We start from the raw sequence: 24,929 nt of genomic DNA, 5'->3' as shown, positions 1-24,929 counted from the left end.
CCGTAGGGGCGCAGGCAGCGACTCGTCCGCGAACCGATCGGCCCTTTCCATGAAGCTGCGCAACATCGCCATCATCGCCCATGTCGACCACGGCAAGACGACGCTCGTCGACCGGCTGCTCCAGCAATCGGGCGCCTTCCGGGAGAATCAGCGCGTCGCCGAACGGGTGATGGACAGCAACGACCTCGAGAAGGAGCGCGGCATCACCATCATGGCCAAGGCGACCTCCATCGCCTGGAAGGACACGCGCATCAATATCGTCGACACGCCCGGCCACGCCGATTTCGGCGGCGAGGTGGAGCGCATCCTCTCCATGGTCGACGGAGCCATCGTGCTGGTGGACGCCGCCGAAGGCCCGATGCCGCAGACGAAATTCGTCGTCGGCAAGGCGCTGAAGATCGGCCTGAAGCCGATCGTCGCCATCAACAAGGTCGACAAGCCCGACGCGCGCGTCACCGAGGTGGTGAACGAGGTGTTCGACCTGTTCGCCGCCCTCGACGCGACCGACGAGCAGCTCGACTTCCCGATCATCTACGGCTCGGCCAAGCAGGGCTGGATGGCCGAGGAGCCGGACGGGCCGAAGGAGAACATGGCGCCGCTGTTCGACCTCGTGATCCGCCATGTGCCCGAGCCCAAGATCGAAGAGGGCGGCTTCCGTATGCTCGGCACGCTGCTCGAGGCGAATCCCTATCTCGGCCGCATCATCACCGGCCGCGTGTTCTCGGGCAGCGTGAAGCCCAATCAGCCGGTGAAGGTGCTGGACCGCTCCGGCAAGGTGGTCGAGCAGGGGCGTGTGTCGAAAATTCTCGCCTTCCGCGGCATAGAACGCCAGCCCATCGAGGAGGCGGAGGCCGGCGACATCGTCGCCATCGCGGGCCTCGAAAAATTCAATGTCGCCGACACGCTCTGCGCGCTCGAGGTGACGGAGCCGCTGCAGGCGCAGCCGATCGATCCGCCGACGCTCTCCATGACCTTCCTCGTCAATGATTCCCCGCTCGCGGGAACCGAAGGCGACAAGGTCACGAGCCGCATGATCCGCGCCCGCCTCTATAAGGAGGCGGAAGGCAACGTGGCCTTGCGCGTCGAGGATTCGCCCGGCGGCGAATCCTTCATCGTCTCCGGCCGCGGCGAATTGCAGCTCGCGATCCTCATCGAAACCATGCGCCGTGAGGGCTTCGAGGTCGGCGTCTCGCGTCCCAAGGTCGTGTTCCAGAAGGACGAGGCCGGCGAAGCGCTGGAGCCGATCGAGGAGGTCGTCATCGACGTCGACGAGGAGCATTCCGGCGTCGTCGTGCAGAAGATGTCCGAGCGCAAGGCGGAGATGATCGAGATGCGCCCCTCGGGCGGCAATCGCCTGCGCCTCGTGTTCCATGCGCCGACGCGCGGGCTCATCGGCTATCAGGGCGAATTGCTGACCGACACGCGCGGCACGGCGATCATGAACCGCCTGTTCCACGCCTATGCGCCCTACAAGGGCGAGATCGCCGGACGCCGCAACGGCGTGCTGATCTCCAACGAGCAGGGCGAGGCGGTCGCCTACGCCATGTGGAAGCTCGAGGATCGCGGCCCGATGATGATCGAGCCGGGCTGCAAGGTCTATCGCGGCATGATCGTCGGCGAGCACACGCGCGACAACGACCTCGAGATCAATGTGCTGAAAGGCAAGCAGCTCACCAATATCCGCGCCGCCGGCAAGGACGAGGCGGTGCGCCTCACCCCGCCGATCAAGATGACGCTGGAGAAGGCGCTCGCCTATATCGAGGACGACGAGCTCGTCGAAGTGACGCCGAAATCGATCCGCCTGCGCAAGGCGATCCTCGACCCGAATGATCGCAAGCGGGCGGAACGCGGCAAATCGCTCGCGACGGCCTGAATCGGAGACGGCCGATTTCCCGCTCGGCCGGAGACGGCCGAGGTCGGAAATTGTGATTTTGTCGAGATCCGCTACAATTCCTCCCTTTCAAGCCATGCTTCGGGGAGGAATTCATGAGCGACGACTGTGAGGGCTCCGGCTGGAGCCTCGGCGCAGGGGACAAGCTCGGCCTCGCTCTGTCCGGCGGCGGATTTCGGGCGTCGTTGTTTCATATCGGCGTTCTGGCCCGGATGGCGGAGCTCGGACTGCTGTGGCAGGTCCAGATTCTCTCCACCGTATCCGGCGGCGCGATCATCGGCGCCTATTATTATCTGAAGGTGAAGCAGCTGCTCGAAGGCGGCCGCATCGGCGCCGACGGATTGCCTGTCCGGCCCTCTCCCCAGGCCTTTGTCGACATCGTCGCCGAGATCGAGGTCGAATTTCTCCGCGCGGTGCAGACGAACATCCGCACGCAGACGCTGCTCGATCCGATCAAGAACGGGCGGATGGCCGTCAGCGACGATTATTCGCGCAGCGACCGCATCGCCGAGCTGTATCAAAAATATTTCTATGCGCCTCTGTGGACCGGCGAGGACCATCGCATCCGGCTCGCGGACCTGAAGATCCGGCCGGGCGGACAAGATGTTCCGAGCGTCGAAAAATACAATGACGAAAATCCCTTCAAGATACCCGTCCTCACGCTGAACGCGACCACGCTCAACACGGGACATGCATGGCGCTTCACCACCTCCTATGTGGGAGAATTCCGTCGTCGGCGTCCGACCCTCGACAAGACTGTCGACCTCGGCTGCTTCCGCTTCGACGGAAAACACTCCGCACGGCCCGCGCCGGACGCAAACGCGGAAAAAAGACGAGCGGAGAAGCTCGATTCGCTCACGCTCGCCGATGCGGTCGCGGCCTCGGCCTGCGTGCCGGGGATCTTCGCGCCGCTCGCCATTCACGACATCTGCTGGAACAGCCGGGGTGAAGAGATCGTCGTCGAGCTGGTCGACGGAGGCGTCTTCGACAATCAGGGCGTCGACGCTCTGCTGGAGCTTCCGGGAGAGCAAAGGCCGTGCACGCATGTCATCTGCAGCGACGCCTCCGGGCAAATAGAGGATCTGCGTGCGCCGCCGAGCCGCGCCATCGCCGTAGTGAGTCGCGCGCAGGACGTTCTGATGACGCGCGTTCGCGAAGAAGTCTATCGCGGCTTGAACGCCAGGAAGAAGAACGACGCGGACGAGCGGAAGACCGACGGCCTGAGAAGCTTCTCCTTCTTCCACCTCCGCGAGATCGCGCCGGCCGTCGACGGCTCCGCCTATCCGCAGCTCCCGGGCCCGGTCGACAAGAGCGATCCCGTCGCGAAGAACGGACATGTCTATCGGCTCTCCACTCTGCGCACCGATCTCGATTCCTTCACCGATATCGAGGCGTATTCGCTGATGTATCACGGCTATTGCCTCAGCGACCGCAAGCTCGCCGCCGCCGCCGACCTCTTGACCGAGAAGCGCGGCGGCGACTGGAATTTCCTGAATATCCGGTCCCTGATCGAAAAAGACCCGGACAAGCTCGCGACGCATCTCGCCGTCGGACGCTACAAGCTGTTCAAGATTTTCCGCCTGTTCGATCCGGTCGCTTGGGCGTTCGGGCTCGTTGCGGCCGTCGTCGCGCTGATGTTCGGCCTGCTCGCCTACAACATACTGGTGCGCATCCCGCCGAGCCTCGCCGCGGCGACGCTGGAGCTCGCAGGACTCCTCGCGGCGCTCGGCTGGCTCGCCGTCAAGCTCGAGAACACGGGGGCCGTCAAGACGCTGCTCGACAAGATCCGCGAGCTTCGGCGCGAGGAGCGATGGTATCTGACGATTCTGCCCGGAATCCTGTTCGGCTGGATCGGTTCACTCGTGGCGCTCGCTCAGCTGCGGATTCTCGATCCGCGCTTCCTCGCGGTGGGCGCGATCCAGAGCGCCCCGCTCTCGCCGCCGCCGAGCGACACGAAACAACGCGAGGGAGCGAAGGAGCTCGTCTGACGACGGCTCACGCCGCGAGCGGAATTCGAGACCCCGCGAGCGCGCGCAAGAAGCCGTCCATCCAATGATAGGCGTCGTGCTTGCGCACGCGGGCGAGCAGCGCGGCGTGGCGCTCCTTGCGCTCGGCGAGCGGCATCACGATCGCCTTCTGCATGGCGTTCGCCACCTCGTCGGCGTCGTAAGGGTTGACGATCAGCGCCTCCTGCAGATCCTCCGCCGCGCCGGCGAAGCGCGAGAGCACCAGCACGCCGGGGTTTTCCGCATCCTGCGCGACGACATATTCCTTGGCGACGAGATTCATGCCGTCGCGCAGCGGCGTCACCAGCCCGACCTGCGAACCGCGATAGAGCGCGGCCAAGGTCTCGCGATCGACGCGACGGTGCAGATAGCGCACCGGCGTCCAGTCGAAATCGCCGAACTGACCGTTGATCTCGCCCGACAGCGCCTCCAGCTCGTGACGAATGTCGGCATAGGCCTGCACATCCTCGCGCGTCGGCGGCGCGATCTGCATCAAGGTGACCGCCTTGCAGTTCTGCGGATAGAGCTCGAGCAGGCGCTTGAACGAACGCAGCCGATCCGGCAGGCCCTTCGTATAATCGAGACGATCGACGCCGATGACGTTTATGCGCGGCTCGCCGGCGCGATGCAGGCGCTGGATGCGCTTCGCCGCGCTCGGGCTCTCCGCCATCGCGGCGAAGGCGTCGACATCGATGCCGACGGGAAACACCGACGCCGTCACCGTTCGCGCGCCGATGCGCAGCACGTCCGGCGTAACCATCTCGCCGCCCATGAAATCGCACATGAAACGGCAGAAATTCGCTTGATCCGTCCTCGTCTGAAAGCCGACGAGATCATAATCGACGAGCGCCGACATCAGCCATTCGTGCTCCGGCATGGCGACGAGCACGTCCGGCGGCGGAAAGGGAATATGCAGGAAGAAGCCGATGCGGTTGCGCACGCCGCGCGCCCGCAGGCCCGCGCCGAGCGGAATGAGATGATAGTCGTGCGCCCACACGAGATCGCTCGCCTTCAGCATGGGCGCGAGCGTTTCGGCGAAGCGGTCGTTGACGCGCCGATAGCCGTCGATCGCCTCTTGCGTGAAGCGCGCGAGGTCGAGCCGGTAGTGATGCACGGGCCAGAGCGCGGCATTGGCGAAGCCGAGATAATAGTCGCGATAGTCGCGCTCGGTGAGCGGCGTCGTCGCATAGGTCAGATCATCGAATTTGACGCGCGTCGCCTCGAGCTCGGCGTCGTCCGCGACGATCTCGCCGTTCCAGCCGAACCACAAGCCGCCGCGCTTGCGCAGCGCGTCGAGAATGCACACAGCGAGCCCGCCGAGCGCCTGGCTGCAGCCGGGATCGGCCACACGATTGGAGACGACGACGAGGCGTTTCATATGGCCTTCTCCCAGGAGCGCGACAAACGCATCGCACAATTGATGACGCCGACCATCGAATAGGTCTGCGGATAATTCCCCCAGGCTTCGCCGGTCTCGATGTCTATGTCTTCGGACATCATGCCGAGCCGGTTGCGCTGTGCGAGCAGCGCCTCGAAATAATCGCGCGCCTCCTCGCGCCGCCCCATGCGCGCCAGCACGTCGATCCGCCAGAAAGAGCAAGTCGTGAAGGCGGTCTTTGGTTCACCGAAATCATCGGCCGCCTCGTAGCGCATCATATGCGGCCCGCGTCCGAGCACGGCCTCGACCTGACGCAAGGTCGAGAGCATGCGCGGATCGTCGGGAGCGAGAAAGCCGACCTCGGCCATCAGCAGAACGCCGGCGTCGAGATGTTCGCCGTCGAGCGACTCGACGAAAGCTTGGCGCTTTTCCGACCAGGCCCGCTCCAAAATGACCTTCTGGATCTTCTCCGCCTCGGCGCTCCAATCGCGGGCGCGTTCCGGCTCGCCGATATATTCCGCGATGCGCGCGAGACGGTCGGCCGCCGCCCAGCACATGAGGCTCGAGGTCGTATGGATGCGCGCGCGCGAGCGCAGCTCCCACATGCCGGCGTCCGGCTTGTCGTAGCAGGCGAGCGCCTGCCGGCCCATGTCCTCGAGACGAAGGAAATCCATGCGCGTCGGCGGCGACAGCAGGCGCTTGTCGAGAAAGGCCTGAGCGACGCCGAGAATCACATTGCCGTAAGAATCGTACTGGAAATGCTGAAAGGCCTGATTGCCGACGCGCACCGGACCCATGCCGCGATAGCCGGGCAAGGTCGTGACGATGCGCTCGGTGAGCTCGGCCTCGAGCCCGACGCCATAGACCGGCTGGATATGCGCGCCGGCGGCCGAGGCGACGACATTCATCAGCCAGTCGAAATAATCCTCCATCTTGTGCATCGCCGCGAGCCGGTTGAGCGCGCGCACGACGAAATAGGCGTCGCGCACCCAGCAATAGCGGTAATCCCAGTTGCGCTGCGTGCCCGGCGCCTCGGGAATGCTCGTCGTCAGCGCCGCGACAATGGCGCCGGTCGTCTCATAAGTGCAGAGCTTCAGCGTGATCGCCGCGCGAATGACGGCGCTCTGCCATTCGAAGGGAATGGCGAGGCGGTGCACCCAATGGCGCCAATAGTCGCGCGTGCGCTCCTCGAAGGAGAGCGCCGTCTGCGCAATGCCTTCGCTCAAAGTCTCGTCCGGACCGAGCACGAAATCGACCGGGCGGCTCAGATTGAACACGGTTTCGTCACGCACGTAATCGATCGGCGCATTGGTGGTGAGGCGCAGGATCGTGTGCGGACCCACATAACGGATATGGTGCGAGCCGAAGGTGAGGCTCGGCATGGTCGAGCCATAATCGAAGCGCGGCCGCGCGCGGATGCGGATGCGCGGCGTGCCGGAGACGGGAGTCAGCCGGCGCACGATCATCTGCGGATGATAGAGCCGGTCGCGCCAGAAGAAGCGGGGCGCGAAATCGGTGACGCGCACGGAGCCCTGCTTGCCATGCAGCACTGTTTCGAGAATGGCGGTGTTGCCGCAATATTTCTGCTCGCTGTGCACGCGATCCTCGAGGTCGATGGCGAAGAAGCCGCCGTCCTCCATCTCCTTCGGCGTCCCGAGCAGGCTGTGGAACACCGGATCGCCGTCATATCGCGGCAGGCAGCACCAGACGATGCTGGCGTCGCGGTCGATCAGCGCGGCGAAGGTGCAATTGCCGACGACGCCGAGCTCGAGATCGCTCACCCGCGACCCATTCATTCGACAGGCTCCTCTCTGCCGGCGCGCGCGAGCTCGCCGAGCCATCGGCGCAGCTCCGCGACGTCGGCCGCGCGAAAGCGCGCCAGCGTCGTCGCGCCGGCCCCCACTTTGATCGAGACGCCGCCGCGCGCATTGACGATGGCGAAGCCGACCTCGTCGGTGACGTCGTCGCCGGCGAAGAGCGGCCGGCGCCCCGCGAAGGGCGCCTCTTTGAGATAGGCCTCGATGACGTCGCCCTTGTCGGCGCCCTCCGTTCTGATCTCATAAACCATCTTGCCGGGCAGCAGCTCGACATCGGAGCGTCCGCGCACGACGGCCTCGGCGATGTCGCGGCAGCGCCGCTGGCGATCGGGCCGCAACCGATAATGTAGCGCCACGGCGCCCGCCTTCGCCTCTACGAGCAGACCGGGCTCCGCGCTGACGGCGGCGCGCAAGGCTTCGACGATCGGCGCCATATCGACCGGCTCGACCGTCGCGCTGTGCAGCGCCCCGACGGCGTCGCGCCGCTGCAATCCATGCACGCCGGCGACCGGCAGCACCAGCGGGCGCAGCAGCCGATCGACGACGGCTATATCTCGACCGGAGATGATGGCGAGAGCATGACCGCAGCTTTTTCGCAGCGCGCCGAGCAGCCGGATCGTCTCCGGCGCCACGACGACCGCCTCGGGCCGCTCCGCCAATTCGGCGAGCGTTCCGTCGAGATCGAGAAAGATCGAGACAGGACCGATCTCTCGAACATCCGGCAACATGAACAACTCCAGCCTCTGCCGCGCGTCTGTGCGCCGCCCCGACCGCGAGACCGAAGGAAAGCGTCGTGCGGCGCGGCACGCTCGCCGTCATATCGGGTAGAGGTCGGATGGAAGGAACGGCGCCGCCCGCGCCGAAGCGCATATTCCCGCCCTCGCTTGCGAAGACAACTATGGACGATCGCCCGCTTTTCAATAACCATCGTGCAAGAGCGACGCGGCGACGCCGGGAGACCACGACATGACGGGAGCAGAGCCGTTCCGCGCCCCCTATCATCCCGCGGATGAAGACATCGCCGCGCGGCTGCTCGCGGCGCCGCGCGACGCGGAGCGCGAGGCGCGCGCCGACGCCCTCGCTCGCCGTCTGCTCGCCGCCATCCGCTCGCCGCGCGCGCGAGGCGGCGTCGAGAGCCTGCTGCAGGAATATTCACTGTCGACGCGCGAAGGCCTCGCGCTGATGGCGCTCGCCGAATCGCTGCTGCGCGTGCCGGACGACGCGACGCTCGACCGGCTCATCGTGGACAAGCTCGCGGCCGGCGCCTTCGATCGCCATGCGCCGGCATCCGACGCTCTGCTCGTTCAAGCCTGCGCTTTCGCGCTCGGCGTCTCGACGCGATTATTCGCGGCGAGCGAGACGCCGCGCAGCGTCGTCGCCGATCTCGCGCGCCGCCTCGGCATGCCGGCGCTGCGCGCGGCGGCGCGCCAGGCGATGAAGGTGATGGGCGGCCATTTCGTGCTCGGCGAGACAATCGAGGAAGCGCTCGCCGAGACCCGTGCGGGCGAAGCGCGGCGCTGGCGCTATTCCTTCGACATGCTGGGCGAAGGCGCGCGAACGATGCGCGACGCCGAGCGCCATTTCGAGGCTTACGCCCACGCCATCGAGACCGTCGGCGCGCGCGCAACCGGCGCTTCGCTCGTCGAACGGCCGGGCGTGTCGGTCAAGCTCTCGGCGCTGCATCCGCGCTACGAGCCCTTGTCGTGCGAGCGCGTCCTCGCCGAGCTCGCGCCGCGTCTGCTCGAGCTCGCGCGACTCGCCAAGGCGCGCGACATTTCGCTCACCGTCGATGCGGAGGAGGCCGACAGGCTCGAGCTGTCGCTCGATGTGATCGGCGAGGTCGTCGCCGATCCGTCGCTCGTCGGCTGGGACGGCTTCGGCCTCGCCGTGCAGGCCTATCAGAAGCGCGCCGCCGCGGTCATCGACCACGCCGAGGCGCTCGCGGAAAATTTTGGCCGACGCTTCACGCTGCGCCTCGTCAAAGGCGCCTATTGGGACACGGAAGTCAAACGCGCGCAGGAACGCGGCCTCGGCGACTATCCCGTGTTCACGCGCAAGGCGATGACCGATCTGAATTACATCGCCTGCGCCGAGCGTCTGCTGGCCGCGCCGCGCCTATTCCCGCAATTCGCGACACATAATGCGCTCACCGTCGCGACGATCGTCGAACGCGCCGGCGTCTCTACGGAATACGAGTTCCAACGCCTGCACGGCATGGGCGAAGAGCTCTACGATGCGCTGCTCGAAGAGAGGAGCGGCGTCGCCTGCCGGCTCTATGCGCCCGTCGGACCGCATCGCGACCTACTCGCCTATCTCGTGCGCCGCCTCATCGAAAACGGCGCCAACTCCTCCTTCGTCGCGCGCGCGGCCGACCCTGCGACGCCGGAGGCCGAATTACTGCGGCAGCCGCGCGACGTCATCGACGATGCGGCGCATGCGCGCCATTCGCATCTGCCGCTCCCGCGCGCGCTCTTTGCGCCACGCAGAAATTCGAGCGGCGTCGAATTCGGCGACGCCGCCGCGCTCGCGGCCCTGCTCGACGAGACCAAGGCCGAACACGGTCACGGCCTCGTCGCTACGCCCTCGATCGGGCCGCGCGGCGCGGCGCGCGATATCGTCTCGCCGATCGACGGCGCATGCGTCGGCCGCGTCGTCGAAGCGACGGAAGACACCGCGCGCGCGGCGATGGCGGCGGCCGCCCGCGCTTTTCCTGGCTGGGAGCGCACGCCGCTCGAAACGCGCGCCGCAATCATCGCGCGCGCCGCCGATCTCGTCGAGGCGCGGCGTGGAAAGCTCATCGCCCTGCTGCAGAACGAAGGCGGCAAGACGCTCGACGACGCTCTCGCGGAAGTGCGCGAAGCGACGGACCTCTGCCGCTATTACGCGAACGAAGCGCGCGTCGTCTGTCGCGAGGAGGCTCTTCCCGGCCCCACAGGCGAGGACAATCGACTCATTCGGCGCGGACGCGGCGTCTTCGTCTGCATCTCGCCGTGGAATTTTCCGCTCGCCATTTTTCTGGGACAAGTCGCCGCCGCGCTCGTCGCCGGCAATAGCGTCGCGGCCAAGCCGGCCGAGCAGACGCCGCTCGTCGCGAATGAGGCGATCGCGCTGCTGCACGAGGCCGGCGTTCCGCGCGAAGCGCTGCAATTCATCCCCGGCGACCGCGCGATCGGCGCCGCGCTCGTCGCCGATGCGCACAGGGCCGGCGTCGTGTTCACCGGCTCGACGCAGGCCGCGCGCGCCATTCACCGCGCGCTCGCCGCCTCCGACGGCCCCATCGTTCCGCTCATCGCCGAGACCGGCGGCGTCAACGCCATGATCGCCGACTCCACGGCTCTGCTCGAGCAGCTGACCGACGATGTTCTCGTCTCGGCCTTCCGCTCCGCCGGCCAGCGCTGCTCGGCGCTGCGCCTTCTCTGCCTCCAGGAGGAGATTTTCGACGATGCGCTCGCCATGCTGATCGGCGCCGCGCGCGAGCTTCGCGTCGGCGATCCGCGGATTCTCGCGACGCACATCGGCCCGGTGATCGACGCAGAAGCGAAGACGTCGCTGGACGACTATCTTTCGCGCCGGCGCGCCGAAGGCCGCGTGCTGTTCGCCGGCGAGGCGCCGCCGAGCGGGAGCTTTGTCGCGCCGCATATCGTCGGCCTCGATCGCGCCGGCGATCTGCGCGACGAGATTTTCGGGCCGGTGCTGCATGTCGCGCGCTGGCGCGCCGAGGACAACGGCTTCGCGCGTCTCGTCGAGGAGATTGCGCTTTCAGGCTTCGGCCTGACAATGGGCCTGCATTCGCGCATCGAGGCGCGCATTCGCGAGCTGGCCGAGCTGACGCCGGCGGGCAATCTCTATGTCAATCGCAATATGATCGGCGCCGTGGTCGGCAGCCAGCCCTTCGGCGGCTGGCGCGCGAGCGGCACCGGCCCCAAGGCCGGCGGGCCGGATTATCTGCCGCGTTTCCTGCGCGAAGAGACGGTCACGGTCAACACCGCGTCCTTCGGCGGCGACGCGCGCCTTCTGTCGATGACGGAATGAGCCCGTCACCCGCGAATCGGCTTTGTCGCCACGCTTCTCGCAACGACCGGCAAATTCCCTCCCGGCTCTTGAAACCTCCGGCGACGGCCCTAGCTCTTGCTCGGGTGGCGTGCGTCGATTTGACGGTCTTGTTCCCCGGGGAGCTGCGAGGCGGTCGGACCGCAGACCTTCCGGCTCTTCTCGACGCACGACACGAGGCCGGAGCGTCTAGCCCATGCGCCACTGGATTCCCTCGCTCGATTTCGCGCTCGGCGTGACCTGCGACATGCTGCGCGATCAGGTCGAAGCTTTCGCAGCACGGGAGATCGCCCCGCGCGCCAACGAGATCGATCGCGGCAACGCCTTTCCTCACGATCTCTGGCCCAAGATGGGCGCGCTCGGCCTGCTCGGCGTCACTGTCGAGGAGGAATATGGCGGCGCAGGTCTCGGCTATCTCGAGCATGTCGTCGTGATGGAGGAGCTGAGCCGCGCCTCCGCCTCCGTCGGCCTTTCTTACGGCGCGCATTCCAATCTCTGCGTCAATCAGCTTCGCCGCAACGGCAACTGCGAGCAGAAGCGGCGCTATCTGCCCGCGCTCGTCTCGGGGGAGCATGTCGGCGCGCTCGCCATGTCGGAGCCGGGCGCCGGCTCCGATGTCGTGAACATGTCCATGCGCGCCGAAAGGCGCGGCGACCGCTATATCCTCAATGGCGATAAGATGTGGGTGACGAACGGCCCCATCGCCGATGTCATCATCGTCTACGCCAAGACCGAGCCGGGCGCCGGCGCGCATGGCATCACCGCCTTCATCGTCGAGAAGCGATTCGAAGGCGTCTCCACCGCGCAGAAGCTCGACAAGCTCGGCATGCGCGGCTCCGACACTTGCGAATTGTTCTTTTCCGACTGCGAAGTGCCCGAGGAGAATGTGCTCGGCCTGCCCGAGCGCGGCGTGAATGTGCTGATGAGCGGCCTCGACTACGAGCGTTGCGTGCTCGCCGGCGGACCGATCGGCATCATGCGCGCCTGCCTCGACATCGTCGTGCCTTATGTGCACGACCGCAAGCAATTCGGCCAGCCGATCGGCGAGTTCCAGATCATGCAGGCCAAGCTCGCCGACATGTATACGACTGTGAACGCCGCACGCGCCTATGTCTATGCGGTGGCGAAAGCCTGCGACCGCGGCCGCACGACGCGCAAGGACGCCGCCGGCGCCATTCTCTTCGCCGCCGAGCACGCCACGCGCATGGCGCTCGAGGCGATTCAATGCCTCGGCGGCAATGGCTATATCAATGACTATCCGACCGGGCGCCTGCTGCGCGACGCCAAGCTCTACGAAATCGGCGCGGGCACCAGCGAAATTCGCCGCATGCTGATCGGCCGCGAGCTTTTCACCGAGACCGCCGCCTGAGCATTTTTACGCCGGCGTCGCGAGGTCATGAGACATGTCCGTTCTCGAGACGCGATTGGACACGGGCTCCGCCGAATTCGCGGCCAATGCGCAGGCGATGCGCGCCCTCGTCGCCGACCTGCGCGCCAAGGCCGCGCACATTCGCGAGGGCGCCGGCGCGGCCGCGCGAGAGAAACACATCGCGCGCGGAAAGCTCACGGCGCGCGAGCGCATCGATCTTCTGCTCGATCCGCTCTCGCCCTTTCTCGAGATCGGACAATTCGCCGCCTTCGATCTCTATGGCGGTGAAGTCCCATGCGCGGGAGTCGTCGCCGGAATCGGCCGCGTGCGGGGGCGCGCCTGCATGATCGTCGCCAATGACGCGACCGTGAAGGGCGGAACCTATTTTCCGCTCACTGTGAAGAAGCATTTGCGCGCACAAGAAATCGCGCTGCAGAATCGCCTGCCCTGCGTCTATCTCGTCGATTCCGGCGGCGCGCATCTGCCGAGCCAGGACGAGGTCTTTCCCGATCGCGACCATTTCGGGCGCATCTTCTACAATCAGGCGCAGATGTCCTCGCGCGGCGTCGCGCAGATCGCCGTGGTGATGGGCTCCTGCACCGCCGGCGGCGCCTATGTGCCGGCGATGGCCGACGAAGCGATCATCGTGCGCGACACGGGCAGCATTTTCCTCGCCGGCCCGCCGCTGGTGCGCGCGGCGACGGGGGAGGTGGTGAGCGCGCAGGAGCTCGGCGGCGCGCTGGTTCATACGCGGCAGTCCGGCGTGGCCGATCATTTCGCCGAGAACGACGCCCATGCGCTCGCGCTCGCCCGCGCCATCATCGGCAATCTCGGCGCCGCGCCGACGCCCTTTCTGCCGATGCGCGCGCCGGCGCCGCCGAGATATGCTCCCGAAGAGATTTACGGCGTCGTTCCCGCCGAGCCGCGGCGCCAATATGACGCGCGCGAGCTGCTGGCGCGGATCGTCGATGAGGGAGAGTTCGACGAGTTCAAGCGCTTCTATGCCGAGACCTTGGTCGCCGGCTTCGCTCACATCTGCGGCTATGCGGTCGGCGTCCTCGCCAATAATGGCGTGCTGTTCGGCGAGAGCGCGCTCAAAGGCGCGCATTTCATCGAGCTCTGCGCACAGCGCGGCGTTCCTCTGCTCTTTCTTCAGAACATCACCGGCTTCATGGTCGGCCGCGATTACGAAGCGCGCGGGATCGCCAAGGACGGCGCGAAGATGGTGACCGCCGTCGCCACCGCCGCCGTTCCGAAATTCACGGTGATCGTCGGCGGCAGTTTCGGCGCCGGCAATTACGCGATGTGCGGCCGCGCCTACTCGCCGCGCTTCCTGTGGAGCTGGCCCAACGCCCGCATCTCCGTGATGGGCGGCGAGCAGGCCGCCGAAGTGCTGACGCGCGTGCGCGCGGAAAGCGACGCCGCCAAGGGCCGAGCCCGAAGCACGGAGGAGCAGCAGGCGTATCACGCGCAGATTCGCGAGCAATATGAGAGGCAGGGACATCCCTGTCATGCGAGCGCGCGGCTGTGGGACGACGGCGTCATCGATCCGGCCGACACGCGCCGCGTGCTTGCGCTCTGTCTCGCCGCGGCGTCCAATGCGCCGATCGAAGAGACGCGCTTCGGTCTCTTCCGCATGTGAGGCGCCATGGCCATCCTTCTCGAATCCATCGACGCGAATGGCGTCGCCAGCCTGACCTTCAATCGCCCCGAGCGCCGCAATGCGCTCGACCCCGCGCTCGTCGCAGAGACGACGGCCGCGTTGCGCCGGATCGAAGCGCGCGAGGATGTGCGGATCGTATTGCTCGCCGGGGCGGGCGGAAATTTCTGCGCGGGCGGCGATATCGAATCGATGAAGCGCATGGCGACGGAAAGCTTCGAGGAGAATGAGCGCGACGCTCTGCTGCTCGCGGAGCTGATGCAGACGCTCGATCGGCTCGCCAAGCCGACGCTCGCCCTCGTGCGCGGCGCCGTCTATGGCGGCGGCGTCGGCCTCGTCTCCTGCTGCGATATCGTCCTCGCGGCGGATACGGCGAGCTTTTGCCTCAGCGAAGTGAGGATCGGGCTGACGCCCTCTGTGATCGGCCCCTACGTCCATCGCGCGATAGGCGCGCGTCGGGCGCGGCGCTATTTTCTCACGGCCGAGGTCATTCCCGCGATTCGCGCCCGTGAGATCGGCCTCGCGCATGAGGTGACCGTGGAGGACGAGCTCGACGCGGCCTGCGCGCGCATCGTCGAAGCCTTGCTCGCCGCCGCGCCCGGCGCTGTGACGGAGGCGAAAGAATCCTGCTTGCTGTTCGCGCGCCATGCGATCGACGAGGAGCTGTCGAAAGAGACGGCGAAACGAATTGCGACGCGCCGCACGTCGCCGGAAGGACGCGAGGGCTTCGCCGCCTTTTTGGAGAAGCGTCCGCCTGCCTGGCGAACCAATGCGAAGGAACGAGATGTTCCGTAGGCTGCTCATCGCCAATCGTGGAGAGATCGCCTGCCGTGTGATCGCGACGGCGAAGCGTCTCGGAGTCGCGACGATCGCCGTCTATTCCGACGCCGACGCCCATGCGCTGCATGTCGAGCGCGCCGACGAAGCGTTTCCGCTCGGCGCCGCGCCCGCCCGTGAGAGCTATCTGGCGATCGACAAGCTCCTCGCCGTCGCGCGCGCGGCAAAAGTCGAGGCCGTGCATCCGGGCTATGGCTTTCTCTCGGAAAACGCCGATTTCGCGGAAGCTTGCGCGGCGGCCGGCCTCGTCTTCGTCGGCCCATCGGCGAGCGCGATGCGGCTCATGGGTTCGAAATCGGACGCCAAAGCGGTGATGGAAAAGGCCGGCGTGCCCGTGGTTCCCGGCTTTCACGGCGCGCAGGATAGGGACGCGCTGACGCGCGTCGCCGAACGCATCGGCTTTCCTCTGCTGGTGAAGGCCTCGGCGGGCGGCGGCGGCAAGGGCATGCGCGTCGTGGCGGATGCGAGCGAGCTCGGCGACGCGATCGAAGGCGCCAAGCGCGAAGCGCTGTCCGCCTTCGGCGACGATCGCGTGCTGCTGGAGAAACGTCTCGAGCGTCCGCGCCATATAGAAACGCAAATATTCGGCGATTCCCACGGCGACTGCGTCGCCTTCGCCGAACGCGACTGCTCCATTCAGCGTCGCCACCAGAAGATCATCGAGGAGACGCCGGCACCGCTGCTGTCCGCAGCTCTGCGCGAGAGGTTGCGGGAGGCGGCGCTCGCCGCGGCGCGGGCCGTCGGTTATGTCGGCGCGGGCACGGTCGAGTTCCTGGTCGAGAACGACGCGTTCTATTTTCTGGAAATGAACACGCGGCTGCAGGTCGAGCATCCGGTGACCGAAATGATCGCGGGCGAAGACCTCGTCGAATGGCAATTGCGCGTCGCCGCCGGCGAGAGGCTGCCGAAGACCCAGGATCGGATCGAGGCGCGCGGCCATGCGATCGAAGCGCGGCTCTATGCGGAGCAGCCCGCGAACGGCTTTCTTCCGTCGATCGGAACGCTCGCGCATCTGCGCGAGCCGCAGACGCACGCCTGGTTGCGGGTCGAGACGGGCGTGCGCGAAGGCGACGCGATCACGCCCTTCTACGATCCGATGGTCGCCAAGATCGTCGCCTGGGGTGAGAATCGGGAAGCGGCGGGCGCACGCCTCTCCGCCGCGTTGCGCGAATATGAGATCATCGGCGTCGAGACCAATCTGCAATTGCTGATGTCCATCCTCGCGAACGAGGATTTCCGCGCCGCGGCCATCGACACGCAATTTCTTCCGCGCCACGAGGAGCTGATCCGATCGCACGATGCGGTCGATGAAACGGACCGAATTTTTTTGCTCGCCGCAGGCGCAGGCGCATGGCTCGCGCGCCTGCGGAACGAGACGAAGAACGCCTCTCCTTTCGACATTCTCGACGGCTGGCGCATGAACGCCGGCGCCTCGCACAGGCTCGCATTCATGCTCGAGGGATGTGTGATCGAGCTCCGCCTCGCGCCGCTCGACGAGGGGCGATTCCGGCTCGATACAGCGACAAGCTCGCATCTCGTGGAGGCGGAGGCGCACGGCCCGCGCATGAGCCTGCGCGTCGAAGGCGTCCGACGCTCGCTCGTGATCGTCGCGCGGTCGCAAAGCTTCATCGTCTGGCTGGACAGGCGCCAGCACACTCTCCAGCTCGTCGATCCGCTCGCGGCGCCCCATCTCGCCACGAGCGAGGACGCCGCGCTTTCCGCGCCGCTGCCGGCGCGCGTGACGCATGTGCTCGCGCGAGCGGGCGACGATGTGAAGAAAGGCGCGCCGCTCGTAATGCTCGAGGCGATGAAAATGGAGATCGCGCTGGCGGCGCCGCGCGACGCCCGCATCGTCGAGATGCGCCCGGCGATCGGCGATATGGTGCAACAGGGCGAGACGCTCGTCGTCTTCGCCGAGAGAGCGGCCGCATGACTCTTCCCCAGCGCGTGCGCATCGTGGAGGTCGGCCCGCGCGACGGGCTGCAGAACGAGACGGCGATCATCTCCGTCGCGACCAAGGCCGAGCTGATCGAGCGGCTCGCGGCGGCGGGTCTTCGCGAGATCGAAGCGGGCAGCTTCGTTTCGCATGTCCGCGTGCCGCAAATGGCGACGACGAGAAAAGTCATCCAGGAGCTGAAGCCTTCGCTGCAGGAGCGCCTCGATGTTCTGACGCCGAATCTGCGCGGCCTGGAAGAGGCGATCGCCTGCGGCGTCGGCGGCGTCGCCGTCTTCGCCGCAGCCTCGCAGAGCTTCTCGCTCGCGAACATCGGCTGCTCGATCGAGGAGAGCCTCGAGCGCTTCGCGCCTGTCGCGGAGGCGGCGCTCGCGGCGGATTTGCGCGTGCGCGGCTATATCTCCTGCGCGCTCGGCTGTCCTTACGAAGGCGATGTCGCGCCGCGCAAGGTCGCCATTCTCGCGCGCGATCTCGCCGCGCTCGGCTGCGAGGAGATTTCGCTCGGCGACACCATCGGCGTCGGCGCGCCCGTTCCGGCTCGACGGCTCATCGAAGAGGTGGCGCGCGACGTGCCGCTGACGCGGCTCGCCGTACATTTCCACGATACCTACGGCCAGGCTCTCGCCAATATTTTCGCCTGTCTCGAGCTCGGCGTCGGCGTTGTCGACAGCGCCATTGCGGGGCTCGGCGGCTGTCCCTTCGCGCCGGGCGCGACGGGAAATGTCGCGACGGAAGATGTGGTCTATATGCTGGAGCGATCCGGCGTCGAGACCGGCGTCGATCTCGCCGCAGCGATCGAGGCGGGAGATTTCATCTCCGAGCGGCTCGGACGCGCGAATCGATCCAGGACGGCGCGCGCGCTGGCGGCGAAACACGTGCGGGAGGACGGCGCCGCATGAGCAATGTCATCGCCTCGCGCGCGCGACATACCGCGTCGATCTCGCTCGACAGGCCAGAGGCGCTGAACAGCCTCACGCTGGAGATGGTGCGGGATTTTTCGCGTGCGCTCGACGAATTCGGCGCGGATCGCGACATTGTCGCCGTGATCGTGACAGGGGAGGGCGGGCGCGCATTTTGCGCCGGCGGCGACATTCGCGCGCTCTACCGCCTTCCGCCGGAGGAGCGGCGCCGCTATGCGATATTCTGGCGCGAGGAATATGAGCTGAACGCACGCATCGCCGCTTTTCCCAAACCCTATGTCGCGGTGATGGACGGCGTCGTGATGGGGGGCGGCATCGGTCTCTCGTCGCACGGAAGCTATCGCATCGTCACCGAGCGCACCCGTCTGGCCATGCCCGAAACCGGCATCGGCTTCATTCCCGATGTCGGCGGCACATGGCTGCTGACGCGCAATGGCGGCGTCGGTCTCTATATGGCGCTTTCCGGCGAAAGCGTCTGTGCACAGGACGCGATCAGCGCCGGCCTCGCCGACGTGCTCATCGACTCCACTGTTCTCCCCGATGTTCTCCGCGAGTTGCGCGACGTCGCGACGATGGACGACGTTCGGCCGTTGCTTGCGCGTTTCGCCCGGCATTCCGGGCTCGGGCCGCTGGCGCAGCACGAAGCGCTGCTGCGACGCGCCACGGCGAAAGAGAGCGTCGCCGAGACCATCGCCGCGCTCGAAGCCGAAGGCTCGGAGTTCGCGCGCAAAGCCGCGGAGACGATCGCGGCGCGCTCGCCGACGAGCTTGAAGCTGACGTCGCTGCTGCTGAAGCGCGCCGCCAATGCGGAACGGCTCGAGGAGTGTCTCCTCGCGGAATATCGCGCCGCCTGCAATCTGCTGCGCTCGCACGATCTCTATGAAGGCGTCCGCGCCGCGGTGATCGACAAGGATCGCCGCCCGCGCTGGTCGCCGGCGACGCTCGCCGAAGTCGACGACGCCTCTGTCGCCGCATTGCTCGAGAGCGGCGGCGAGCCCGAGCCGAATTTCAGGGCCTGGACATGAGCAATCGGAACCAGATTGTGATCGTCGGCGCCGCGCGCACGCCGATCGGCGCGCTGCTCGGGGAGCTGAAAGGCGCGACCGCGCCGCAGCTCGGCGCCGCGGCGATCCGCGCCGCCGTGGCGCGCGCAGGACTTGCGCCGGAGCGCGTGGACGACGTGCTGATGGGCTGCGTGCTCTCGGCCGGCCTCGGCCAGGCGCCGGCGCGACAGGCGGCGCTCGGCGCCGGACTCGCCGACAGCGCCGGATGCGTAACCATCAACAAGATGTGCGGCTCGGGCATGAAGGCGCTGATGCTCGCCTATGATCAGCTGCTTGCGGGCTCCTCGCGCGCGATCGTCGCGGGCGGCATGGAGAGCATGAGCAATGCGCCTTATCTGCTCGGCCGCGCCCGCGCCGGCTATCGCATGGGCCATGGCCGGCTGATCGATCATATGTTTCTCGACGGGCTCGAGGATGCTTACGACGAGGGCAAGCTCATGGGCGCCTTCGCCGAGGATTGCGCGACGACACATCAATTCACGCGAGACATGCAGGACGACTATGCGGCGTCGTCTCTGCGGCGCGCGCAGCAGGCGGCGACAAGCGGCGCTTTCGATTGGGAGACGACGCCGGTCACGACGCGCGATCGTAAGACGCAAACGACAATCACGCGCGACGAATTGCCGGCGACCGCGAAAGGCGAAAGCATCGCGTCGCTAAAGCCCGCGTTCCGCGATGGCGGCACGGTGACCGCGGCCAATTCGAGCGCCATCTCCGACGGCGCCGCGGCGCTAGCGCTGATGCGTCGCAGCGACGCCGAGCGGCAAGGACTGACGCCGCTGGCGCGTGTTCACGCACATGCGACTCATGCGGGGCCTCCGCATCTTTTTCCGATCGCGCCCATCGGCGCCATTCGTAAGCTCTGCGAACGCGCGGGCTGGCCGCTCGCGAGCGTCGATCTCTTCGAGATCAACGAGGCTTTCGCGGTCGTCGTGCTGGCGGCGATGCGCGAGCTCGGTCTGCCGCATGAAAAAGTGAATGTGCATGGCGGCGCCTGCGCGCTCGGCCATCCGATCGGCGCCTCGGGCGCCCGCATCGTCGTGACGCTGCTGGCGGCGCTGCGCAGATATGATCTGCGCCGCGGGGTCGCGGCGCTGTGCATCGGCGGCGGCGAGGCGACGGCGGTAGCCATAGAAGCGAATGTCTGAAAGGCGGCGCCTCGCTGCGGCCCGGCGTCGCCTAGGATCACACGAAATAGCCGATGACATCGATGAAGGCGTTCGCCGAGGCGGGCAGGTGTATCACGCCGGACGTGGAGACTCGCCCCGCGGCTCTGGATCGCTTCGCTGCGCTCACGATGACGGCGACTCAGTCGACGCTCCAGAAATAATGCCACACGCCGTCGGCCGCTATGGCGAGCCGCGTCACATGCGGGCGTCCTTCCTCGTTGGAGCGCGTAAGGTCGGCGAAGCGCACGCAGGACCAGAGCGCGCGCGCCGCATCTTCGTCGGCGAAGGGCGCAGGATGACGCGCATAAGCGGGCCATTCATAGAGCGTGACCGGACCACGCGTGATCTTCACGAAGGGCTGCGCCAGCACGCCGCGGGCGAGCGCGAGGCTCTCCCGGCCCTTGCGGTCGAAGGAGAGCGCCTTCAGCGTCTCGATCGGATCGGCGGACGCGCCGCCGCGCTGGAACATAGGGCGCAGCTCGTTCCAGTCGATCGGGACGCGCAGGGCTTCGATGTCGTTCGTCTCGCAGGCCGCGAGAATCTTCTCGCGCATCGCGCGCGTCGCGGCGGGCAATGAAGAGAGATCGGTCAGCGGCGCAGAGACGATTTCGGCCGCGGACGGCGTCTTGCGCGCGCGCGTCACGCGCTCAGTGCCGCGCGCCGGTCGAGAATTCACCGTTGCGCAGCCGCTTCGGCAGACATTCGGCGAACATGGCGACTTCCTCCTCGCCATAGGTCGAGACCAGCTCGTGCAGTGCGGCCGAGAGCGCCGCATGGGCGAAGGAATCGCTCTCGATCCCCGCCAGCATCGCCTCGGCGAAGGCTTCGGCGACATAAGTGAGAGCGGCCTGCCGCTGGTCGTGGCCGCCGGCGTCTTCGACTGCGGAGTGGGGAGAGCGCGTCATGCGAATCACTTTAGACAAGCGCGAGGAAACGCGCGAGACGGGTCCTTGCCGGACGGTTAACGGCCTCCGTACGGATACGCATCACGACGCGCCATATCGATAGGCGATGTCATGGGCGATCCTGCCGCCCTCGTCGAGATAGCGCGAAATCGCCGAGCGCGCATTGGGCGTGCAGCTTCGATAGGTCGTCTCATAGCCGTGGAAGCCGCGGTTGAAGGCGCTGGTGAGCTTGGCGCGCCTCTGCCCGGACTTGGCTTCCGCATCGAGCAGAGAGGCCATTTTCGCGCGCCACTCCTCGCCGTCGTCCTCGCCGCACAGATCGCGCAGAAAGGACAAGGCGCCGAGAATTTCGGAAAGGCGCAGCAATTGCGGCTCGTAGGGCGGCGGCGGGCCGTCCTGCTGAGGCGTCGGAGGCGGCGCGCCGACGAGCGCCGGCGGCGGCGCCTTCGCGGCTTTTTTCGTTTTCTTCGGCTTGGACGTCTGGGCTCTCTGCGCCGCGGCGGGCAGCGGCGGCGCCGCATGCGGCCGCTCCCAGCCGCCGAAGAGGTTGGAGAAGAAATCCTGCGCGCGCGCATCGGCGCAGGCGAAGGCGACGCCGATCGCGAGGACGCAAGCCGAGTGGCGTTTCATCTGGTCGCACTCTCGTTCAGGGATAGAGCCGCTCCTTGGTCCAGCCCGCTTCGGCGCGCGCAAAGCGCAGGCGGTCGTGCAGGCGGAACGGCCGGTCGGCCCAGAATTCGATTGTCTGTGGAACGATGCGGTAGCCGCGCCAGTAGGACGGGCGCGGCACCTCGCCGAAGCCGAAACGGGCCGCCTCGAACGCCACCGCTTTTTCCAGCGCGTATCGGCTCTCGAGCGGACGCGACTGGCGGCTGGCCCAGGCGCCGATGCGGCTGTCGCGCGGGCGGCTCGCGAAATAGGCGTCCGATTCGGAGTCGGAGACAGGCTCCACCGGGCCGCGCAAGCGCACCTGACGGCGCAGCGATTTCCAGTGGAAAAGCGCGGCCGCCTTCATCGTGGCCGCGAGCTGGCGGCCCTTGGCGCTTTCGGCGTTGGTATAGAAGACGAAGCCCGATTCGCTCCACTCCTTGAGCAGCACCATGCGCGCGTCCGGCATGCCGGTCTCGTCCACTGTCGCGAGAGCCATCGCCTCGGGCACATCCGGCTCCCGCTCCTTCGCCTCCTCGAACCAGGTCCGAAACAGCGCGTAGGGTTCGCCCACATCGGAGAAGTCACCCTGTATTAACGCTTCCACGAGAAAATCCTCTGCTGGCGCCGGGCGATGGACGCGCGGCGATTCATCGAGTGTCAGGGTGGCGCTTTGCACAATCGGCGACACACATGTAACGCCGCCGCGGCCGCTTCTCAAACGCCGTTTCGCGCCATCCGTCTGCTCGGCGCGAGCTTGACGGCGCTGACGCTCGCCGGCTGCTCCTTCGCCATGCCGGGCGGCGAGCCGGTCGCCTGGAACGGCAATGTCAGCGAGGAGGTCACCGCCTCCATCCGCCCCAAGGCGCCGCAGCTCTCCCCCGCGCTGGACCAGGAGGATTGGCGGCGCGCCAGCGCGGCGCTCGCCGTCGCGCTCGATCCGCAAGGCGCGGGCGCGAGCGTGAATTGGGACAATCCGCAGACGCAGGCGAAGGGCTCCTTCACGCCCGTCGGGCCGCCCTATCCCTCGGACGGCAGAGTGTGCCGCGGCTTCCGCGCCGAGATCGGGACAAAAGACCTGCACGAACGCGTGCAGGGCGCCGCCTGCCGCGAGCGGACGGCGGATTGGGCGCTGATCGAGGTGCGGCCCTGGCGCAAGGCCGGCGTCTGAGTTGTCGTCACGAAACTGTGACGCATCCTTGCGCCCGGACCTTTCTTCTCCCAAATATACGAGCAGACATGAGCGTCCGCGCCGCTCTCGTGGCGGACGCGCCGATGGGCTTTCGACGATATGCGCGATCCATATGACGTCCTGGGCGTCGCCAAGACGGCGAGCGCGAGCGAGATCAAGAAGGCGTTCCGCCATCTCGCCAAGAAATATCATCCCGACCAGAACAAGAACGACCCCAAAGCCAAGGAAAAATTCGCCGAGGCCAACGCGGCATACGAGATTCTCGGGGACGAGAAGAAGAAGGCGCAGTTCGACCGCGGCGAGATCGACGCCGAGGGCAAGCCGCGTTTCACCGGCTTCGAGGGCTTCGGCGCCGGGCCGGGGGGCTTTTCGCGCACGCAGCGGGGCGCGGGCGGGACCGAACATTTCGAGTTTCACTTCGGCGGCGGCGGACCGGCAGGCGGCGGCCAGGGGGCGGGTTTCGACCCCTCCGATATTTTCGCCGATCTCTTCGGCGCCGGCGGCCGGCGCGCCCGCGCTCCGCGGCGGGGCGAGGATGTCGCGCTGCAGGCGACGATTTCCCTCCCCGAGGCGGTGAGAGGCGGACATACGCGCGTGCTGACGCCGAGCGGGCGCACGCTGGAGGTGACGATCCCCGCCGGCATCGAGGACGGCAAGCAGATCAGGCTGCGCGGCCAGGGCCATGCGGCGCCGCCGGGCGGCGAGCCCGGCGACGCCATCGTCACCGTGAAGATCGCTCCGCATCCTCTGTTCGCCGTCTCCGGCCGCGACCTGAAGCTCGATCTGCCGATCACTTTCTATGAGGCCGTGCTCGGCGCGAAGGTCGCGGCGCCGACGCTCGACGGCAAGGTGGAGCTCACCGTGCCGGCCGGCTCCAACAGCGGGCGTGCGCTGCGGCTGCGCGGCAAAGGCCTGCCGGCGGCGGACGGAAAACCTGCGGGCGATCTCTATGTGACGCTGAAGATCGTGCTGCCGGACGGCGCCGATCCGGAGCTCGAGGCCTTCGCGCAGAAGTTTCGCGGCGGCAAGCCGTACGATCCGCGCAAGGGAATGTGACCGGCGTCCCGCGGCCGCCGCCCTCACGGGCGAAAGCTCGCGACGATCGGCGCATGAAGCGAGCCGAAGATCGGATCAGGCGCCGTCGCCTCGTCGGCGAGCCCCTCATTGGCGATCTCGACGCGCTCGCAACGCGCGGCGAGCGAGCGCGAGACGAGGATGTGGTCGAGCAGGGTCCTGCGCCCCGCATGGATGACGCTGTAGCGCGAAGGCTGCGGAACGCGCGTCGCGAGCGCGGTCAGCGCGAAGGGAGCCTCCTCGTCCTCCTCCGCCGCGCCGCGCAGGATGCGGGCGGGCGCGTCATAGGCCTCGCAGTTGAAATCGCCGCAGACCGCGATCGACGCCGCATTCTCTTCTTCGAAGAGACGGTCGACGAAGAGGCGCGTCTCCAGCGCCTGCCCCTCGCGCTTCTGCGCGGCGAGAAACTGTCCTTCCGCGAAGACGGGGCCCGACCGCGCGCCGCCCGTCCCCGGCAGAGGCACGGCGCGCGGCGCGCGCAGATGCAAATTCAGCACATGCAGCGCATCGCCCTGCGGCGGCGCGATGCGCGCATAGAGCGCCGGCCGATCGAACACGATCTCGATCGGCGCCGCCGCGCCGCGGCTCGCCGGCGGCGTCCAGCGCCAGGGCGCGACGATGTCGTGATGGAGCTGGCGCGTCGCGACGATCGGCCAACGGCTCAATATTGCGAGATTGTGAATGTCGGCCGGCGCGGCGGTTCCCGGACGCAGGCTCGTCGCACGAAAAAAGCCCTCGTAGAGCGTGCCGGCGACGAGCCGGTCGAGCGCGAGGAAGCGGCGCGGCGCATGAGGCGATAACCGTTGCGCGTCGACCTCCTGCAGGCACAGAACATCGGCGGCGACCGCCGCGAGCAGCGGGCGGAGCACTTCGAGCCGCCGCTCGAACTCGTCTTCGCAAGCGGGCGACCAGTCGAGATTCTCGATGTTGAAACTCGCCAGACGAAATGGCGCGGACATTCGGGCCCCCCCTTCCCCTCCTCTCCCGCGCGGCGC

General features: G+C 67.1%; 20 protein-coding genes. 12 read left to right on the top strand and 8 right to left on the bottom strand.

The features are described 5' to 3' along the window. Positions 1-49: 49 nt before the first annotated feature. Both typA and AC6IW9_RS05885 read left to right on the top strand, forming a co-directional pair. Complete coding sequence (gene typA / locus AC6IW9_RS05890) at positions 50-1,873, top strand: translational GTPase TypA (protein ID WP_497770152.1); 1,824 nt, start codon at positions 50-52, stop codon at positions 1,871-1,873. A gap of 113 nt (positions 1,874-1,986) precedes the next feature. Next, positions 1,987-3,879 (top strand): patatin-like phospholipase family protein, encoded by a 1,893-nt coding sequence (locus AC6IW9_RS05885; protein WP_497770149.1) that lies wholly within the window; start codon positions 1,987-1,989, stop codon positions 3,877-3,879. 7 nt (positions 3,880-3,886) lie between these two features. Here AC6IW9_RS05885 and AC6IW9_RS05880 read toward each other — a convergent pair whose 3' ends face one another. Genes AC6IW9_RS05880 through otsB form a run of 3 tightly spaced genes read right to left on the bottom strand, consistent with a single transcriptional unit; the run spans position 3,887 to position 7,820 of the window. Beyond that, entirely contained in the window at positions 3,887-5,275 is a 1,389-nt protein-coding gene (locus AC6IW9_RS05880) for an alpha,alpha-trehalose-phosphate synthase (UDP-forming) (RefSeq protein ID WP_497770145.1), read from the bottom strand. Next, complete coding sequence (locus tag AC6IW9_RS05875; protein ID WP_497770142.1) at positions 5,272-7,071, bottom strand: glycoside hydrolase family 15 protein; 1,800 nt, start codon at positions 7,069-7,071, stop codon at positions 5,272-5,274. The genes AC6IW9_RS05880 and AC6IW9_RS05875 overlap by 4 nt, the downstream gene beginning before the upstream one ends. Continuing rightward, entirely contained in the window at positions 7,068-7,820 is a 753-nt protein-coding gene (otsB, locus tag AC6IW9_RS05870; RefSeq protein WP_497770138.1) for a trehalose-phosphatase, read from the bottom strand. Before otsB ends, AC6IW9_RS05875 begins: the two co-directional genes overlap by 4 nt. Positions 7,821-8,058: 238 nt before the next feature. Between otsB and putA the strand changes: the two genes are divergently transcribed. From putA to AC6IW9_RS05830, 8 genes are all read left to right on the top strand, one after another. Then, positions 8,059-11,124 (top strand): bifunctional proline dehydrogenase/L-glutamate gamma-semialdehyde dehydrogenase PutA, encoded by a 3,066-nt coding sequence (gene putA / locus AC6IW9_RS05865; RefSeq protein WP_497770135.1) that lies wholly within the window; start codon positions 8,059-8,061, stop codon positions 11,122-11,124. Between the two features lie 214 nt (positions 11,125-11,338). Beyond that, positions 11,339-12,511, top strand: a complete 1,173-nt coding sequence (locus AC6IW9_RS05860) for an isovaleryl-CoA dehydrogenase (RefSeq protein WP_497770132.1) — start codon at positions 11,339-11,341, stop codon at positions 12,509-12,511. Between the two features lie 34 nt (positions 12,512-12,545). After that, positions 12,546-14,153: a carboxyl transferase domain-containing protein gene (locus AC6IW9_RS05855; protein WP_497770128.1), complete on the top strand. Its 1,608-nt coding sequence runs from the start codon at positions 12,546-12,548 to the stop codon at positions 14,151-14,153. A 6-nt stretch (positions 14,154-14,159) separates the two neighbouring features. Then, positions 14,160-14,966 (top strand): enoyl-CoA hydratase-related protein, encoded by an 807-nt coding sequence (locus tag AC6IW9_RS05850; RefSeq protein WP_497770125.1) that lies wholly within the window; start codon positions 14,160-14,162, stop codon positions 14,964-14,966. Beyond that, positions 14,956-16,941 carry an ATP-binding protein gene (locus tag AC6IW9_RS05845; protein WP_497770121.1) on the top strand — a complete coding sequence of 662 codons (1,986 nt, stop codon included), beginning with the start codon at positions 14,956-14,958 and terminating at the stop codon, positions 16,939-16,941. The genes AC6IW9_RS05850 and AC6IW9_RS05845 overlap by 11 nt, the downstream gene beginning before the upstream one ends. Then, positions 16,938-17,861, top strand: coding sequence for a hydroxymethylglutaryl-CoA lyase (locus AC6IW9_RS05840; RefSeq protein ID WP_497770118.1), 924 nt, complete (start codon positions 16,938-16,940; stop codon positions 17,859-17,861). The genes AC6IW9_RS05845 and AC6IW9_RS05840 overlap by 4 nt, the downstream gene beginning before the upstream one ends. Then, a complete protein-coding gene (locus AC6IW9_RS05835) occupies positions 17,858-18,907 on the top strand; it encodes an enoyl-CoA hydratase/isomerase family protein (RefSeq protein ID WP_497770115.1) in 1,050 nt (349 codons plus the stop codon). The genes AC6IW9_RS05840 and AC6IW9_RS05835 overlap by 4 nt, the downstream gene beginning before the upstream one ends. Then, positions 18,904-20,094, top strand: coding sequence for an acetyl-CoA C-acyltransferase (locus tag AC6IW9_RS05830; protein ID WP_497770113.1), 1,191 nt, complete (start codon positions 18,904-18,906; stop codon positions 20,092-20,094). Before AC6IW9_RS05835 ends, AC6IW9_RS05830 begins: the two co-directional genes overlap by 4 nt. A gap of 160 nt (positions 20,095-20,254) precedes the next feature. Here AC6IW9_RS05830 and AC6IW9_RS05825 read toward each other — a convergent pair whose 3' ends face one another. The 4 genes from AC6IW9_RS05825 to pdxH all read right to left on the bottom strand — a co-directional run bounded on the left by AC6IW9_RS05825 (position 20,255) and on the right by pdxH (position 22,275). Continuing rightward, entirely contained in the window at positions 20,255-20,758 is a 504-nt protein-coding gene (locus AC6IW9_RS05825) for a hypothetical protein (protein ID WP_497770111.1), read from the bottom strand. A gap of 4 nt (positions 20,759-20,762) precedes the next feature. Further along, on the bottom strand, positions 20,763-21,020 hold the full coding sequence (locus tag AC6IW9_RS05820; protein ID WP_497770108.1) for a hypothetical protein: 258 nt from the start codon (positions 21,018-21,020) through the stop codon (positions 20,763-20,765). Positions 21,021-21,101: 81 nt separating this feature from the next. Next, entirely contained in the window at positions 21,102-21,650 is a 549-nt protein-coding gene (locus tag AC6IW9_RS05815; RefSeq protein WP_497770103.1) for a TIGR02301 family protein, read from the bottom strand. A gap of 16 nt (positions 21,651-21,666) precedes the next feature. Beyond that, positions 21,667-22,275: a pyridoxamine 5'-phosphate oxidase gene (pdxH, locus tag AC6IW9_RS05810; RefSeq protein WP_497772451.1), complete on the bottom strand. Its 609-nt coding sequence runs from the start codon at positions 22,273-22,275 to the stop codon at positions 21,667-21,669. Positions 22,276-22,425: 150 nt separating this feature from the next. Here pdxH and AC6IW9_RS05805 point away from each other — a divergent pair, with 150 nt between their 5' ends. Beyond that, positions 22,426-22,839 (top strand): RT0821/Lpp0805 family surface protein, encoded by a 414-nt coding sequence (locus tag AC6IW9_RS05805; RefSeq protein ID WP_497770097.1) that lies wholly within the window; start codon positions 22,426-22,428, stop codon positions 22,837-22,839. A gap of 120 nt (positions 22,840-22,959) precedes the next feature. Then, positions 22,960-23,916: a DnaJ C-terminal domain-containing protein gene (locus tag AC6IW9_RS05800; protein WP_497770095.1), complete on the top strand. Its 957-nt coding sequence runs from the start codon at positions 22,960-22,962 to the stop codon at positions 23,914-23,916. A gap of 23 nt (positions 23,917-23,939) precedes the next feature. Here AC6IW9_RS05800 and AC6IW9_RS05795 read toward each other — a convergent pair whose 3' ends face one another. Next, positions 23,940-24,893 (bottom strand): endonuclease/exonuclease/phosphatase family protein, encoded by a 954-nt coding sequence (locus AC6IW9_RS05795; protein WP_497770092.1) that lies wholly within the window; start codon positions 24,891-24,893, stop codon positions 23,940-23,942. Between the last annotated feature and the right edge of the window lie 36 nt (positions 24,894-24,929).

The sequence above is a fragment of the Methylosinus sp. shoA genome (assembly GCF_059718125.1).
The sequence above is the reverse complement of the archived record's forward strand: the minus strand, read 5'-3'. Positions and strand labels throughout refer to the sequence as shown.